A 15,096-nucleotide genomic window follows, 5' to 3' on the forward strand; every position below is an offset into this window, starting at 1 on the left:
AATCGATAGGAACTTTTGTATTTTTATCAATCCAAAAATAAGCATCATAAAGTATGTCAGTAAATAAAGTAATTTTAGTAGGCAACGTAGGAAAAGATCCCGAAATAAGATATTTTGAAAACGACAGAGCCGTAGCGAATTTTCCGGTGGCCACTACCGAGCGCGGTTTTACGACCAGTTCGGGCCAGCAAATACCTGAGCGCACCGAGTGGCACAATGTGGTAATTTGGGGCGGCCTGGCAAAAGTGGCCGAAAATTACGTTAAAAAGGGAACTCAATTATACATTGAAGGAAAGCTGAGAACCCGGTCATGGGACGATAAGGACGGCAATAAACGATACACCACCGAAGTGTACGTGGATAACCTTCAGTTGCTCGGCCGTAAAGCTGATAATCCAGGTGGCCAAGGACAAGCTACAAGTTACGGAACACCGGCACAGCCCCAAAACCAGCAGCCTATTTCTGCCCCGCCGCAGGCACCGGCAGCCAACAGCACGGGTAACGATGATATTTTGGACGAATCCTCCGAACAAGACGATTTGCCATTCTAGTATTCACTTAACTTCTAAGTTCTTGGAAACAGACCTTATTAATTTATCCGTACTTCCGTATTTCGCTGTGCTTGAATTCCAGCCCTTTACCTTTGGGACTTCCATCTCTATTTTGGTATTAATTGTATTACTGGTTTTTTCAGCCTTGCTTTCTGGTTCAGAGGTAGCTTTTTTTTCGCTTACCCCAACCGACATGAAAGATTTAGAAGAACTGGACAACCGAAACGGACGTTTAATTATCAAACATTTAAAATCGCCGGAACAGCTCCTGGCAACCATACTCATTGGCAATAATTTTGTTAATGTTGGCATTGTCATCCTTTCGGCATTTATCACCAACTCCTTAATTTACTTTGGAGATCCTCAATGGGTCAAGTTTGTGGTGGAAGTAATCGGCATCACCGGTCTTATCCTGTTTTTCGGAGAGATTCTACCCAAAGTTTATGCATCCCGCTTTTCGCGGAGGTTTGCCGAAACAATGGCCTATCCAATGTTTTTGTTAAGGGGGGTATTTAAGCCATTGAGCGTAATATTGGTAAGTAGCTCCGGCTTTGTAAATAAGCGCATCGCCAGAAAAACAGGATCCATTTCCCTGGATGATTTATCACATGCCCTGGAAATTACCGGAGATGAAATTACCGAAGAAATAGAACTACTGGAAGGCATTGTGAAATTCGGAAACATTAATGCGGCCGAAATTATGACGGCCCGTGTAGATGTGGTAGACATTGAAATCACCTCTGATTACAACAAAGTACTGGCAGTAATCGTTGAATCTGGCTACAGCCGCATTCCCGTTTTTGAGAACACACCGGATAATGTAAAAGGGGTACTGTATGTGAAAGATTTGCTCCCCCATTTAAACGAAGATAAGGATTTTAAGTGGCAGGAATTAATTCGCACCCCTTATTTTATCCCTGAAACCAAAAAGATTGACGACCTGTTAGAAGAGTTCAAGCAAAACAAAATTCATATGTCAATTGTGGTAGATGAATACGGAGGTACATCAGGAATTGTAACATTGGAAGATATCCTGGAAGAAATTGTCGGGGAAATATCTGACGAGAAAGATGAAGAAGAATCGTTCTACATGCGTCAGCCCGATGGCAGCATTATATTCGAAGGTAAAACATTGCTGAACGATTTTCACAAGGTAACCGAAATTGAAGAGGACGAATTTGAGAAAATGAAAGGGGAGGCCGAAACACTGGCCGGTTTGATGCTAGAAATAAAAGGGGAAATTCCTGATAAGTACGACCAAATCAAGTTCAAAAAATATGTGTTTACAGTGGTTTCTGTAGATTCGAGAAGAATTAAAAAGGTAAAGTTTGAGGTTAAGCCTTAAAAAGATAAAAACAAGTATAACTAAAAAACCGACATAACTGTCTGCCTGCCCTGTACGTTCCGGCAGACGGATTTCGGTAAGTGATTCATTATTGCGATTGAATATCGCCTTGGTTGTCCTGGCAGTATTAATTTTTTTAAACGTATATGAAAAACATAGTCCTAATATTAGGATTAACATCCATACTCGCAGTGTTTTCATGCAAGCATCATGGCACACCCAAACCGAGAGCTTATTATCGCATTACTTTTCCAAAGCATGAGTATCAGCCTTTAAACAAGGAATGTCCCTTTAGTTTTGATGTTCCTGTTTATACCCAGATTCTGGATGACGATCGTTCGCACAATGCCGAAAAATATTGGTATAACATGGATTATCCTACATTAAACGGAACTGTGCATATCAGTTACAAGGCGGTTGATAACAACCTGAACGAAATGCTTGAAGACAGTCGTAAGTTAGCGTACAAACATGCTGTTAAAGCCGATGCCATCGGTGAACGGATCTTTGTGGGGGAGGAGAAGAAGGTATATGGTACCTTGTACGAAATAATGGGAGACGCAGCATCTTCCGTTCAGTTTTATCTGACTGACAGTACCCATCACTTTGTGCGCGGCTCCTTATACTTTAACGCTGTTCCCAACAAGGATTCATTGGCTCCGGTGATTGATTTTGTCAAGGAAGACATCTTTCATTTAATGGAGACCTTTGAGTGGAAAGAAATGCCTAATTTTTAAAGAATGGCTCAAGTATTAAGAAGGGATACAGGCAGCGACGGGATAGTTGTAGTTTGGAAGATTGAAGAAAGCTCCAAAGAACTATTGCAATCGCTAAATCTAAGAGAACAAGATCTGAATCGGGTAAATTCATTTAGGCTCGAATCCAGAAAACAAGAGTTTTTAGCTGCCAGGTGTCTGATTAAGGAAGTATTGAAAATAGATCCCGCTGTCGACTATCGGGAATCGGGAAAACCAATCCTTAAAAACTCAGAATATAACATTAGCATAAGCCATACCAAAGGTTTTTTAGTTGTAGTGTTTTCCAAAGGCGACTTTGCGGGCGTAGATATTGAACGCCCATCGGAAAGGGTAGCGCGGGTGTACAAGCGTTTTGTAAGCACCGAAGAAGAAAAATTCATTCCGGACAATAATAAGGTTGCGTATTATACCATGCTGTGGTGCTTGAAAGAAAGCATGTATAAAATGTACGACAGGCAAAGCAGCATCTTTAATGTCAACTTTATTTGTCACCCGTTCGAGTTGCAACAGGAAGGTAAAATTCAAGCTACATTTGATTTTGAGGAATGTAGGACCATGGATTTTGAATACCTGACCACCGAGGACTTTTATTTGGTTTACCATTGTTGAGTTAACCACCCATTACACGAATTTGACAAATTACCATGATTCTATCAACCATACAAAGCAAAGTAAAAAAAGGTAAAAAATTGTTTGCCGTCCTTATCGATCCGGATAAGTTTCCCCATAAAAACCTACTCAAAATTATTACTGCCATGGAAGCGGCTAGTCCCGATTTTATTTTGGTAGGAGGAAGCCTGGTTAACGAAAGGGTTGAAATGGTGGTGCATGTTTTAAAGAAACACCTGACAATTCCGGTTGTTTTGTTTCCCGGCAACCTGATGCAGCTCACACCCAATGCTGACGGCATTTTATTTATCTCCTTGATATCCGGAAGAAATCCGGAGCTTTTAATTGGCAACCATGTTACTTCTGCTCCTTTCCTAAAAAACTCTGGTATGGAGATTTTGTCTACCGGTTATATATTGATTGAAGGCGGAACAACAACCTCAGTAGAATATATGAGCCAAACACGTCCCATACCGGCCAATAAATCGGAAATCGCGGTAGCTACTGCCATGGCTGGAGAAATGTTGGGCCAGAAACTGATTTACCTGGAAAGTGGCAGCGGCGCTCACAATCCGGTACCGCAAGACATGATACAAGCGGTCAGAAACAATATTTCCACCCCCTTAATTGTTGGCGGGGGACTAAATAGTGTTGAAAAAGTAGAGAATGCCTGTGAAGCTGGTGCGGACATCGTTGTGGTGGGCAATGCGTTTGAGAAAGATTTATCCCTGCTAAAGGAATTTAAAGATGTAATACATTCGTATTAAAGGTGAATAGGCTATATCCTTAGACCCGCAGAACGCTTTAGAAAATCCCAGCCTGCCGGCTGGCAGTTATCACACATTAAACCTTGATCCGTCATTAGGAATTTGAAAAACCCCTTAATGTCAACTGGCATCAGCCATATCGAGGCCATCCCGATATAGAAAACCTTACATTGCTGTGTTTAATAAGCAATATGCAGATTTTGATCATCGAATGGACATCCAGATGAAGTGTAATGACAATTTAGGGTTCAAAAAGAGCATTACTATTCTACAAACCTATTATCCGATTTGGTTTTTAAAACAAGGTCTGCGTCCTTTTCGTCCAGCCAACCCGATCTTGCATCCATCCTATTGTCAAATTGTCTGAAAAAGGGCTTGATATCCAACAATGGGGTTTTGTCGAGCATATCCACTTCTTCAATAAAAATTTTATTGTCCTCCACTTTAACTAATTTAACCGTTGACAAACCAATGGCATTGGGTCGTTTGGGCGAACGTGTTGCAAATACGCCATGTGCTTTGTCGTCCATATACGGCACCACCGACATTTGGTAATTGGTTACTTTATGCAGATGGTAAATTAGCGTCAGATGAGTGAAACCTTCGAGATCCTTTAAGCCTTCCACAAACTCTTCTTTCAAAAGAATATATCCCTTAGCAGCCTCTGCCCCAAATGGTTGGATAGGCATATTCTCCAAAGAACTATGAGGCGTATAAATGGTGCCGATGGGTTGAAATGTAAAGTGTTGCATGGTTTGAACTGATTTAAGATTCACATTGATGATATCCACATAAAACATGACGGACTTTAACTTCGTCGATTTTTATTTCAGCCCTCTATTACAATCACAAACTATACATATGGCCAACACCTTAAGCCTTAATAGTTTGTTTTCCGCAAAGTCGGAACTGGCATTTCATCACATTTTATATAGATCAGATTTTGACCAGAGTGCCAATCTTTTCGCCTTTAATTACTCTGATCAGGTTTCCCGGCGTATCCATATCAAATACCACTATGGGTAAGTTATTCTCCTTGCACATGGTGGTGGCGGTTAAGTCCATTACTTTTAGCCCTCGGTTATATATCTCGTCGAAAGTAATTTCCTCGAATTTGGTGGCGTTAGGATCCTTTTCCGGATCGGCCGTATAAACACCATCCACCCGGGTGCCTTTCAGCATCACATCCGCCTTAATTTCAATCCCTCTCAATGAGGAACCGGTATCTGTTGTAAAGTAAGGATTTCCCGTTCCGCCGGAAAGGATAACCACTTCCCCATTTTCCAAGGCCTCAATGGCTTTAGGCTGGGAATAGAATTCACCAACCGGTTCCATTTTTATGGCCGTTAATACCCTTGCTTTTACGCCCGCATTATTCAACGATGATTTTAAGGCCAGGCTATTAATCACGGTTGCCAACATACCCATTTGGTCGCCCTGGTAACGATCGAATCCCTTGGCAGCTCCGCTTAGTCCACGAAAGATATTTCCTCCACCGATCACAATACCAACCTGAACACCCAGATCGCAGATATCTTTGATTTGTTGTGCATATTCTTCCAGCCTCTTATTGTCGATACCGTAGTTTTGTTCGCCCATCAGCGACTCTCCGCTAAGCTTAAGTAATACTCTCTTATACATCGTTTTGAATCTTCTAAAGTTTTGAATGGCACAAAGCTAAGAAAAGAATTTATTATTTAAATCAAATCGGAATATACCGCTTTAGGTAATTCCCTCAAATTATATTGGTTGGCCATAACCTCACCGTAAGCGCCAGCAGAGCGGATGGCTATCAGATCACCTCTGCCGGTTTGAGGGAGTGTCACTGCCTTTCCAAAACAATCGGATGATTCGCAGATAGGCCCCACCACATCATATTTGTTTTCTTCTTTTGTGGAAGTCAGGTTTTCGATTTTATGATAGGCCTGGTACAAGGCCGGACGTATCAAATCGCTCATTCCAGCGTCCACAATGGCAAATTGGGTGTGAACACCTTCTTTTACATACAAAACCTTGCTCATCAAGGTTCCGCACTGACAAACCACCGAACGCCCCAGTTCGAAATGCACCTCCTGCCCTTCTTTCAATTCCAAAAAGTCATCAAAAATTTTAAAGAACGTCTTGAAATCGGGCATCGGGTTTTCGTCCGGGTACTCATAATCGATACCCAGTCCACCACCAACGTTAACTATCCTGGGAATATTTCTGCGTTTCACGAAAAGCTCCTGTAATTCGTTTACCCTTGTGCAAAGCTGCTTGAAGGAATCTAAATCGTTAATTTGGGAGCCAATGTGAAAGTGAATCCCCACAAATTCAACATTTTTTAGTTCCGTTACCTTATCCAACACCTTTTCGAGATCCCAGATGTAAATACCGAACTTATTTTCCTCTAGTCCTGTGGTAATGTATTTATGCGTGTTGGCCTGAACGTTAGGGTTGATACGAAGAGCTATCTTGGCGGTTTTACCCATTCGCCCGGCTATTTCGTTGATGATCTCCAGCTCAGGAATCGACTCTACGTTGAAACAACCAATATTGTGTTCCAGGCCGGTAATAATCTCCTTGTCGGCTTTGCCAACACCTGCAAAAACAACTTTATCGTTAGGGAAACCTGCAGCCAATGAGGCAGACACCTCGTTACCGCTCACACAATCTGCCCCAAAACCAAAGGAGTTGATCCGTTCCAAAATTCGTTTATTGGCATTGGCCTTCACCGCATAATGAACATGATAACCATACTTGTCGGCCTCTTGCTTGATAACCTCAAGGGTGTCATCCAACAATTGCATGTTATAATAATAAAAAGGTGTTTCCACCTCATTTAGTTTCTGAATTGGAAATGGATTGTTCATTTGCACAATCTGATTAAAACAGGTTATCACTCAAGGCGTTTAATGCCTCTTTTTTATAATTCTCGTTAATTAGGATAGATACATTGTGGTTACTCCCACCATACGAAATCATGCGGATCGGAATTCCTTTTAACGCACCGAATATTTTGTCGGCATAACCAACTGTATCGGCTACCAAATCACCTACCACACAAACAATTACCTGATTGGTATCCACCTCTACGGTACCAAACTTCTTCAGGTCGTCCACTACATCTTCCAAATGCTTATTGTCGTCGATGGTAACCGATACACCTACTTCCGAAGTGGTAATCATATCGATAGGTGTTTTGTAGGTCTCAAATATTTCAAACACCTTGCGTAAGAAACCATATGCCAACAACATTCGTCCCGACTTAATTTTAATGGCCGTTATATTATCCTTAGCCGCTACAGCCGTAATCCTGTCCTTCTCAAGTTTTGAGGAGATCAAAGTCCCAGGTGCTTCAGGTGCCATGGTATTCAGTAACCTTACCGGGATATTGCTTAGCTTAGCGGGCAAAACACTGGTAGGGTGAAGTATCTTGGCTCCAAAATAGGCCAGCTCGGCAGCCTCATCAAAGGATAGGTTAGCAATGGAATGCGTATTCTCCACAAAACGGGGGTCGTTATTGTGCATGCCATCAATATCCGTCCAAATTTGTATTTCTTCGGCTGAAATTGCGGCACCAATCAAACTGGCGGTATAATCGCTTCCTCCGCGCTGAAGGTTATCTATCTCACCAAAAGCATTTCGACAAATATAACCTTGCGTAACATATATCTCTTTTCCTGGATTTTTCTTTAAAACCTTTGCGCAGTTCTCTTTGATATAAACCTTATCCGGTTCGTTCTGCTTGTCGATACGCATAAAATCCAGGGCGGCCAACAACATTGAGCTCTCTCCTTTTTCCTCCAGATAATACTGGAACATAGCAGTTGAAATCAGCTCCCCTTGCGCCAAAATGGCCTTTTCTTCAAAAGCCGTAAACATATCTATTGTGAACGACTTAATATAATCGAAATGAAACTCGATGAGTTCTTTGCCTTTTTGTTTGAACTCATCCGTTGCATAAAGATCTTCCACTTCGGCATAATATTTTTCCTCCAGGCTGTTGATTAACTCATTGGCGCCTTCGTTGTTTTTCTTATACAGGTAATTGGTGATCTCCACCAATATGTTGGTGGTTCCAGACATGGCGGATAGAACAACAATTTTTTGCTCTCCGTTGCAAACCAAGTCGGCTACTTCTTTCATACGTGCAGCTGAACCTACCGAGGTTCCGCCAAATTTCAATACTTTCATCTTAACAAGATAAGAGACTATTAGATAACCTGCCTGTCGGCAGACAGGGAGATAAGTGACATTTTTAAATGCCAATCTATGCGTCTAGTTTACAGGTGCAAAATTAGAAGAAACTTTTTATTAATTGATAGAAATACGCGTTTAAAACAAGAAAAACACAAAATGTTAAATATATAACATTTTGTGTTTTTCTATAAGAATTGTGATTGCTATCTATCTTGAGATAGGCCTATATTATTCTTTTATATAAACTTCGAGTAGTTTTGCTTCCCCATCAGGTTCAATGATTACATTATCAATTGCCGCCGGAATTAAAACCGTTTCTCCTTTTGTTATGGTCTCCTCTTCACCGTTAGCACAAATAATTTTTGCACTTCCACCCACACACATATAAACCACAAAGGAGTTCAACAGGTAAATATCTCTTTCAAAAGCTTCATTAATATTTAGGATGTTAGTAACAAAATACTGACAAGCTGCCAGGTTTACCGCTTCGTTGCTTTTAAGATCGTACGCAACTTTTTCGTTCGTATCTTTGTAATCAATAGCATCCAACGCCAAGTCCGTATGCAATTCCCGGGTATTACCGGAGCTGTCCTTGCGGTCGTAATCGTAAATACGGTAAGTAACGTCCGATGTTTGTTGAATCTCGGCTAACAGCACACCTGCTCCAATGGCATGCACATCGCCGGCAGGGATAAAAAAGGTATCACCTTCGTCCACTTCGTGCGATTTTAACAAGGTCATCAGCTTACCGCCATTTAAAGCTTCGAGGTATTCTTCCTTGCTGGATTCATTTACAAAACCGGAAACCAGCTGACTTTTGGGCTCCGCTTGCAACACATACCACATCTCGGTTTTTCCGAATGCGTTATGTCGTTCTTTCGAAAGCACATCGTCAGGATGCACCTGAATCGACAAATTGTCGTTGGCATCGATAAACTTAAACAACAGCGGAAATTCATTGCCAAACTTGCTGTACACATGTTCTCCAACGATATCTGCCATGTAGATCTCTATAATTTCCTGAAGGTTGTTCCCGGCTAAAAAACCGTTCGAAATTTGGGAAACATCACCTTCCACCCCTGAAAGTTCCCAAGATTCGCCCAGGTTGTCCAGCTCGCTTTTTTTATTTAATACAGATTTTAGCTTACCGCCACCCCAAATTTTATCTTTAAGTATTGGTGTAAACTTGATAGGATACAATTTTGCGTTCATAATGGTTTTTTGTTTAGAACCTGCAAATTAAGAAAAAACCTGTTAAGCATCCATAACAATATATTATTGAATTGTGATATTATATTGAACTAAAGCGTTATTGGGCATCTAATCCTCCATGTATCAAATAAAAAAGAAAATAAATACCAAATTCAAAGTTATAGTTGTGCATTTTAAAGTTAGCAGCCATTTTTTTTGTTTATGTGCAAACAGGGCAGTGCAATTATTAAACCTAACAGCCTTAGTCAAAGATTGAGGGCTCCCAATTCAAAACAAGCCGTTTCACTGAGTTGTTTCAATATACCGGAGCTCTGCCATGTTTCGTTTCAGCAACTCCTTGTTTTGTACTATTGGATTACTCATTACGAATCTCTACTACCTAATCCGGGTTAAAGCATGCTTATACAGACCGTTCCTGTTCCAATAAAAAAATCCCCGACACGTTTGCCGGGGATTTTTTTGTCAAATTAATAAATACACAATTAATAAAGGTAAACCTTCATCAATATTCTAACCAGGCATTAGTTCGCTGAAACGGGCAGCATTGCCGCTTCAACAGAATCATATCCCTTAAACAGCTTTTTAGCGAACTTTTGAACACGTTTAGCTGTAATATCGTTTACCATCTTGTTAAATCCTTCCGTGTCGGTTATTGGCTCTTCGTTCATTAATGAACCCTGAATAACACTTAACCAGAAACTATTTTGTTCCACCGACTCTTCGCGACTTTTTATATAGTTCTTTTTAATCTCGTTTAAGTCGTCTATTTTAATACCGTTTTTAACCATATTAGTGATCTCATCCTTCATTATCCTGGTCAACTTTTCACGCTTTTCCGGATCACAATCGAAATTCATAGTGATGGTGGCGTGCTCGTAGTTTCGCTTTGAAATGGATGGACGAACACTGACACCGTAACTTCCTCCTTCTTCCTCTCGAATTGTTTCCAGGTATCTCTTGCTCAACAACTCGGCAATTACTCTTACGTAAGTTCTTGTGTTAAAGTTATACTTCACATCATTATACATAGAAAAATAAACGGTTGCCTTGGGCACCTCCATTTCCCTTTTTACCTCCCTAAAAGTGGCTCCTTTCGCCGGTTTTACGTTATGGTCTACCCAGTTTTCGGTGCGATTTGTGGAGGAAAGGTTACCTATATATTTTTTTATCAGTGCCAAATCTTTGTCCAGGTCGATATTACCTACAAAGATGAAGGTAAAGTCGCTGGCATCCTGAAAACGGTCTTTATAAACGGCAACAGCTTTGTCATAATCCACATTGTTTACAAACTCTTCGCCAAATAAAATATGACGAGGATGGTAATTGCTCGCAATCACACCAATGGTATCTTTAAAAGCTTTGCTATTGTCTGTTTTTATATACGCCAATTGATTCTTCATCGAACCTACCATTGTTTCAAATGATTCTTTTTCGAAACGAGGCTTCTCGAACTTTAAGTATAACAGTTGCAACATAGTCTCAAAATCCTTTGGAGAAGCCGAACCACTGAAACCTTCAGTGTTGGTTCCAATTGAGGCTTTAACACCCGCCACCTTACCTGTCAACTTCTTTTTTAACCGGACAGCATCGAATTCGCCTACCCCTGACATACTTGCCACACCAGTCGCAATGTTTGCAGACTCCAATTGATCTTTCCCTAATACCGACATTCCACCAAAGCTATAAGCGCTAAAAAGTATCTCGTCTTTACTTAGCGCAGTAGGTAAAATAACCACCTTCGCACCGTTTTCAAGCGTATATTGTTTGGTTTGTTTGGCATCCGTACCTGAAATTACCGACTCACTAACTATGTTTTTCTCCTCTAATTCTTCTGCAACCAGAGGGCTTGAGTCTGCATCGTCCTCGTAAGCAGTTAACTCCGATTGCATCACCGTCTTCAGTTCCGACAACAATTCTTCTTTGGTAGGATACACAATAGATTCCTTGTCAGGACCAGAAATAGAAATTACACTGTTATTCATATTCTGAAAATCGGCAAACGTTGCGTATACCTCCTTTAATGTAATAGCTGGAATTGTTTTTTGAGCAAAACCCATTTCCCAATCCAATGATGGAAACGGAGCCGCTTCAAGGAAATAATCTCCCAATTGCTTTGCCCAGGTCTCATTGTCCACTTTTTCGTATTCATCCTTATACGACTCGTAACTGCGCAATAATTGGGTTTTTACACGCTCCAGCTCGGATTCGTTAAAACCGAACCTCCGTGCCCTTTCCAATTCTGTCATCACAAGGGCAAACGCTTCTTTTTCCTTGTTCTCTTTAGGGCTAATACCTATGTACGAAGCTTCCTTTGTTCGCGCCAAAGAGAAATTACCGACACTCATACTTAATGCCGGGCAATCGGGCTTACGTGTTAACTCACCCATACGGTTATTAAGCATAGAGTTAAACATACTATGGGCTAATTCCTTTCGCATATGCGACTCATCTTTGACGGTAACAGGGTCTTTACGGAAGATCCAGTACATATTTACACCTTGCGCTTCCTTGTCTTTAGCAACAACAAAACCTAACTCCTTAGAATCTTCTATAGGATAGTATTTACGTTCAGCAGCATTTTTTTTGGCAGGAATCTTTGAGAAAAGATCCTTCACTTTCTGCTCAACCTTATCGGCATCCACATCTCCAACCACTACCACAGCCTGCAAATCGGGACGGTACCACTTGTCGTAATAATCTTTTAATTCCTGATGTTTAAAGTTATCGATAATATCCAACGAGCCAATCACATCGCGCTTGGCATATTGCGAATGGTTGTACATGTAAGGAGAACTTTGCTTCATTAATCTAAAACGGGAATTACGCCGCGTTCTCCATTCCTCGTGAATTACGCCACGCTCGGCTTCAATTTCTTCTGCTTCCAATAACAATCCTCCGGACCAATCGTGAAGTACCAACAAAGCCGAATCCAACAGGTTTTCATTGGTAGAAGGGATATTACTCAGGTTATAAACAGTTTCATCCTGTGCAGTGTATGCATTAATATCGCGTCCGAACTTGATCCCGTTGGCTTCAAGATAATTCAGCATGTTCTTACCCGGGAAATGTTCCAGACCGTTGAATGCCATATGCTCTAAGAAGTGGGCTAATCCGTCTTGTGAATCCTCTTCGAGAATAGCCCCTACATTTTGGACAAAATATAAACTGGCTCTTTCTTTAGGCTCCTCATTATGCATAATGTAATAGGTCATCCCATTAGAAAGTTTACCGTATTTAACTCTTGAATCGAGCGGAACAGTCGTGGTGTTTTGTGCTTTAACTGAAACGTTAACGCTTTGCAGCAAAGCCACCAAACATAGTAAAGTTACTTTTCTCATTTTTTAAATTTTAATAATTCCTTAATTTATAAGACAATTAGATAAGAGACCCATTGCCTATATATTTATACAGGATGCAAACCGATTCGCACCAGGGCAAACCCCAATTCCGGGTTAACTTTTTAATACCCTTAATTGTTTATCGGCGTATTACCATTTGTACCATGTTTGTCACAATTTACAAACGGTTCAATTTAAAGACACGTGTGATTGAAAAATGGGTGATAGATCAATCCAATATTTTCAAACCAATTCGGTATATTATAAATTATAGCAAGCAGGACAAGAGGTTTCAGCTTGTCCTGCAAAAAATTATTATTTATTGAAGTTTTCTTTTCCTTTATCCAAAAAATTTACAAAAGCATTTACATCTAAATCGTAGGCTTTGGGATCAACTAATAAATTTCCTTCATGGTCTAAAAGGCAATAATATGGTTGCGCATTGACCTCGTACCTCGTAATTTGGAAATCTGCATTTTGCTTTCCTAATGTCTTTTTTACTTTACCATCATACTCGGAAGTGTACCACTGATCCTCCGGTAATTTAGTTTTGTCGTCAACATACAATGCAATAATCACATAATCTGCTTTCAGACGCTGTAATACAGCAGGGTCGGACCAAACGTTCGCTTCCATTTCGCGACAGTTAACGCAGCCATGCCCAGTAAAATCTAAAAATACAGGTTTATTCTGTTTTTTAGCAGCGGCCATACCTTCCTCGTAATCGAAATATCCTTTTAGTCCATGTGGCAGGTGCAAGAAATCGGAATATTTGGCTGTATGTGGTTCCGCAGAAACATGTCCTCCAGCGCCTGCATTATCACGAATAATCTGGTTTAAGTCGAAATCGTGTGTTGCTTGTGGCGGAATATAACCGGAAAGCGCTTTTAACGGAGCTCCGAACATTCCCGGTATCATATAAACCACAAAGGAAAAACTCACCATGGCCAGAGCTAATCGAGGAACGCTGATATACGGCAAATCACTATCATGCGAAAACTTGAGCTTACCCAATAGATAAAAGCCTAATAGGATAAATACCACAATCCAAATGGCCAAATACACTTCTCTATCTAAAATACCCCAGTGATAAGTTTGGTCCGCAATACTAAGGAATTTTAATCCTAAAGCTACCTCAATAAAACCTAACACCACTTTAACCGAATTTAACCAGCCGCCTGATTTAGGCATATTACTTAACCATGATGGGAAAATGGCGAATAAAGTAAATGGCAATGCGAACGCAATGGAGAAACCTAACATACCAACAATAGGCATCAATACCTGGCCGCCTGCTGAGGCGACCAAAATAGCGCCTACAATTGGGCCTGTACATGAGAACGATACCAACACCAAGGTAAATGCCATAAAAAACGCACCGCCTAATCCACCTTTATCTTCGTTGGCAACACTCTTGTTCACAATCCAGTTAGGCATGGTTATTTCAAACATCCCAAAGAACGAGGCGGCAAAAATCATAAAGATCAGAAAGAACAATATATTAGGTAGCCAGTGTGTACTTAAAAAGTTAGCAAAGTTAGCTCCTAACGTAATAGCCACAACAGTTCCAATAACCGTATAAATGGCAATTATTGAGAATCCATAAAAGAAAGCATTAAATTTTGCCTTAGCTTTGTTTTCATCACTATGCATGAAGAAACTAACGGTCATTGGGATCATTGGAAACACGCAAGGTGTAAAAATAGCTGCTAATCCACTTAGGAAACTAAGAATAAATAGCGTCAATAAAGAATCTTTCTCTTTTGACTTTTCCAGTTCAGTTTTTTCAGCTGATACCACAGCCTTCTTTTGTTCTTTTTGATCCTCTGCAACTGCTGATGCTGCTCCCCCAATATTTAATTCAAACTCATCATCACCCATCACACACATTCCGGTTTCATCGGAACAGCTTTGGAACTCAAAAGTACCAGCCACTTTTAGGGGTAGTTCTTTCACGATGATGGTCTGCCGCATTTCAGCGGTATTCTCGAAATAACTTACATCTCCTTCCCAAATCTCATCGTAATGCTTTTCTGCGTTGATGGGTTTCACGTCACCTACTCTTTCGTACGACGCGTTTTCTTCAAACTCAAAAGAAATCAAGATAGGCCCTAACTCAGGATCAAAATCATTTGAATAGGTATGCCATGTTTTCTCTATCTCGGCCTTAAAAACAATATCAATTTTATCACCTACTTTAGCATCTTTCTTCGATAATTCCACTGTCCATTTTGCCGGTTCCTGAATCTGTGCAAAGGCAATCCCCTGGACGATCATCATCAGCGCTAAGGCAATAACTGTTATTTTGCTTTTCATTACATTAATTGTTTACGC

The 15,096-nt window shown here is 40.6% G+C and carries 12 protein-coding genes; 5 read left to right on the forward strand and 7 right to left on the reverse strand.

Annotated features, from left to right (window positions below; genetic code table 11):
* The first annotated feature begins 53 nt into the window (after positions 1 to 53).
* The 5 genes from ACT29I_RS09960 (at position 54) to ACT29I_RS09980 (ending at position 4,030) form a co-directional block, all read left to right on the forward strand.
* Positions 54 to 551 carry a single-stranded DNA-binding protein gene (locus tag ACT29I_RS09960; protein WP_430932558.1) on the forward strand — a complete coding sequence of 166 codons (498 nt, stop codon included), beginning with the start codon at positions 54 to 56 and terminating at the stop codon, positions 549 to 551.
* 22 nt (positions 552 to 573) lie between these two features.
* Complete coding sequence (gene gldE, locus ACT29I_RS09965; protein ID WP_430932557.1) at positions 574 to 1,896, forward strand: gliding motility-associated protein GldE; 1,323 nt, start codon at positions 574 to 576, stop codon at positions 1,894 to 1,896.
* A 146-nt stretch (positions 1,897 to 2,042) separates the two neighbouring features.
* Positions 2,043 to 2,633: a gliding motility lipoprotein GldD gene (gldD, locus tag ACT29I_RS09970; protein WP_430932556.1), complete on the forward strand. Its 591-nt coding sequence runs from the start codon at positions 2,043 to 2,045 to the stop codon at positions 2,631 to 2,633.
* 3 nt (positions 2,634 to 2,636) lie between these two features.
* The gene (locus ACT29I_RS09975; protein ID WP_430932555.1) at positions 2,637 to 3,263 is read left to right on the forward strand and encodes a 4'-phosphopantetheinyl transferase family protein; all 627 of its coding nucleotides are present in this window, start codon (positions 2,637 to 2,639) and stop codon (positions 3,261 to 3,263) included.
* A gap of 35 nt (positions 3,264 to 3,298) precedes the next feature.
* Positions 3,299 to 4,030, forward strand: coding sequence for a geranylgeranylglyceryl/heptaprenylglyceryl phosphate synthase (locus ACT29I_RS09980; protein WP_430932554.1), 732 nt, complete (start codon positions 3,299 to 3,301; stop codon positions 4,028 to 4,030).
* A gap of 263 nt (positions 4,031 to 4,293) precedes the next feature.
* Here ACT29I_RS09980 and tsaA read toward each other — a convergent pair whose 3' ends face one another.
* From tsaA to ACT29I_RS10015, 7 genes are all read right to left on the reverse strand, one after another.
* A complete protein-coding gene (gene tsaA, locus ACT29I_RS09985; RefSeq protein WP_444793343.1) occupies positions 4,294 to 4,782 on the reverse strand; it encodes a tRNA (N6-threonylcarbamoyladenosine(37)-N6)-methyltransferase TrmO in 489 nt (162 codons plus the stop codon).
* 184 nt (positions 4,783 to 4,966) lie between these two features.
* Positions 4,967 to 5,671 carry a UMP kinase gene (gene pyrH, locus ACT29I_RS09990; RefSeq protein ID WP_430932552.1) on the reverse strand — a complete coding sequence of 235 codons (705 nt, stop codon included), beginning with the start codon at positions 5,669 to 5,671 and terminating at the stop codon, positions 4,967 to 4,969.
* Between the two features lie 56 nt (positions 5,672 to 5,727).
* Positions 5,728 to 6,882, reverse strand: a complete 1,155-nt coding sequence (gene lysA / locus ACT29I_RS09995) for a diaminopimelate decarboxylase (RefSeq protein ID WP_430932551.1) — start codon at positions 6,880 to 6,882, stop codon at positions 5,728 to 5,730.
* Positions 6,883 to 6,895: 13 nt separating this feature from the next.
* Entirely contained in the window at positions 6,896 to 8,206 is a 1,311-nt protein-coding gene (locus ACT29I_RS10000) for an aspartate kinase (RefSeq protein WP_430932550.1), read from the reverse strand.
* Between the two features lie 234 nt (positions 8,207 to 8,440).
* A complete protein-coding gene (locus ACT29I_RS10005; RefSeq protein ID WP_430932549.1) occupies positions 8,441 to 9,424 on the reverse strand; it encodes a type I phosphomannose isomerase catalytic subunit in 984 nt (327 codons plus the stop codon).
* Positions 9,425 to 9,945: 521 nt separating this feature from the next.
* Entirely contained in the window at positions 9,946 to 12,762 is a 2,817-nt protein-coding gene (locus ACT29I_RS10010) for a M16 family metallopeptidase (RefSeq protein WP_444793344.1), read from the reverse strand.
* A gap of 315 nt (positions 12,763 to 13,077) precedes the next feature.
* Positions 13,078 to 15,078, reverse strand: coding sequence for a cytochrome c biogenesis protein CcdA (locus tag ACT29I_RS10015; RefSeq protein ID WP_444793345.1), 2,001 nt, complete (start codon positions 15,076 to 15,078; stop codon positions 13,078 to 13,080).
* Positions 15,079 to 15,096: the final 18 nt, after the last annotated feature.

It is taken from the genome of Saccharicrinis sp. GN24d3 (assembly GCF_052400645.1).
In the GTDB taxonomy this organism is placed as follows: domain Bacteria; phylum Bacteroidota; class Bacteroidia; order Bacteroidales; family Marinilabiliaceae; genus Saccharicrinis.

Excerpts from the sequence above, each read along its gene's own strand:
- tsaA (WP_444793343.1), bottom strand. The coding sequence starts at position 4,782 with ATGCAACACTTTACATTTCAACCCATCGGCACCATTTATACGCCTCAT.
- lysA (WP_430932551.1), bottom strand. The coding sequence starts at position 6,882 with ATGAACAATCCATTTCCAATTCAGAAACTAAATGAGGTGGAAACACCT.
- ACT29I_RS09975 (WP_430932555.1), top strand. The coding sequence starts at position 2,637 with ATGGCTCAAGTATTAAGAAGGGATACAGGCAGCGACGGGATAGTTGTA.
- gldD (WP_430932556.1), top strand. The coding sequence starts at position 2,043 with ATGAAAAACATAGTCCTAATATTAGGATTAACATCCATACTCGCAGTG.
- ACT29I_RS10010 (WP_444793344.1), bottom strand. The coding sequence starts at position 12,762 with ATGAGAAAAGTAACTTTACTATGTTTGGTGGCTTTGCTGCAAAGCGTT.
- ACT29I_RS10005 (WP_430932549.1), bottom strand. The coding sequence starts at position 9,424 with ATGAACGCAAAATTGTATCCTATCAAGTTTACACCAATACTTAAAGAT.
- ACT29I_RS10015 (WP_444793345.1), bottom strand. The coding sequence starts at position 15,078 with ATGAAAAGCAAAATAACAGTTATTGCCTTAGCGCTGATGATGATCGTC.
- ACT29I_RS09960 (WP_430932558.1), top strand. The coding sequence starts at position 54 with ATGTCAGTAAATAAAGTAATTTTAGTAGGCAACGTAGGAAAAGATCCC.
- pyrH (WP_430932552.1), bottom strand. The coding sequence starts at position 5,671 with ATGTATAAGAGAGTATTACTTAAGCTTAGCGGAGAGTCGCTGATGGGC.
- ACT29I_RS10000 (WP_430932550.1), bottom strand. The coding sequence starts at position 8,206 with ATGAAAGTATTGAAATTTGGCGGAACCTCGGTAGGTTCAGCTGCACGT.
- ACT29I_RS09980 (WP_430932554.1), top strand. The coding sequence starts at position 3,299 with ATGATTCTATCAACCATACAAAGCAAAGTAAAAAAAGGTAAAAAATTG.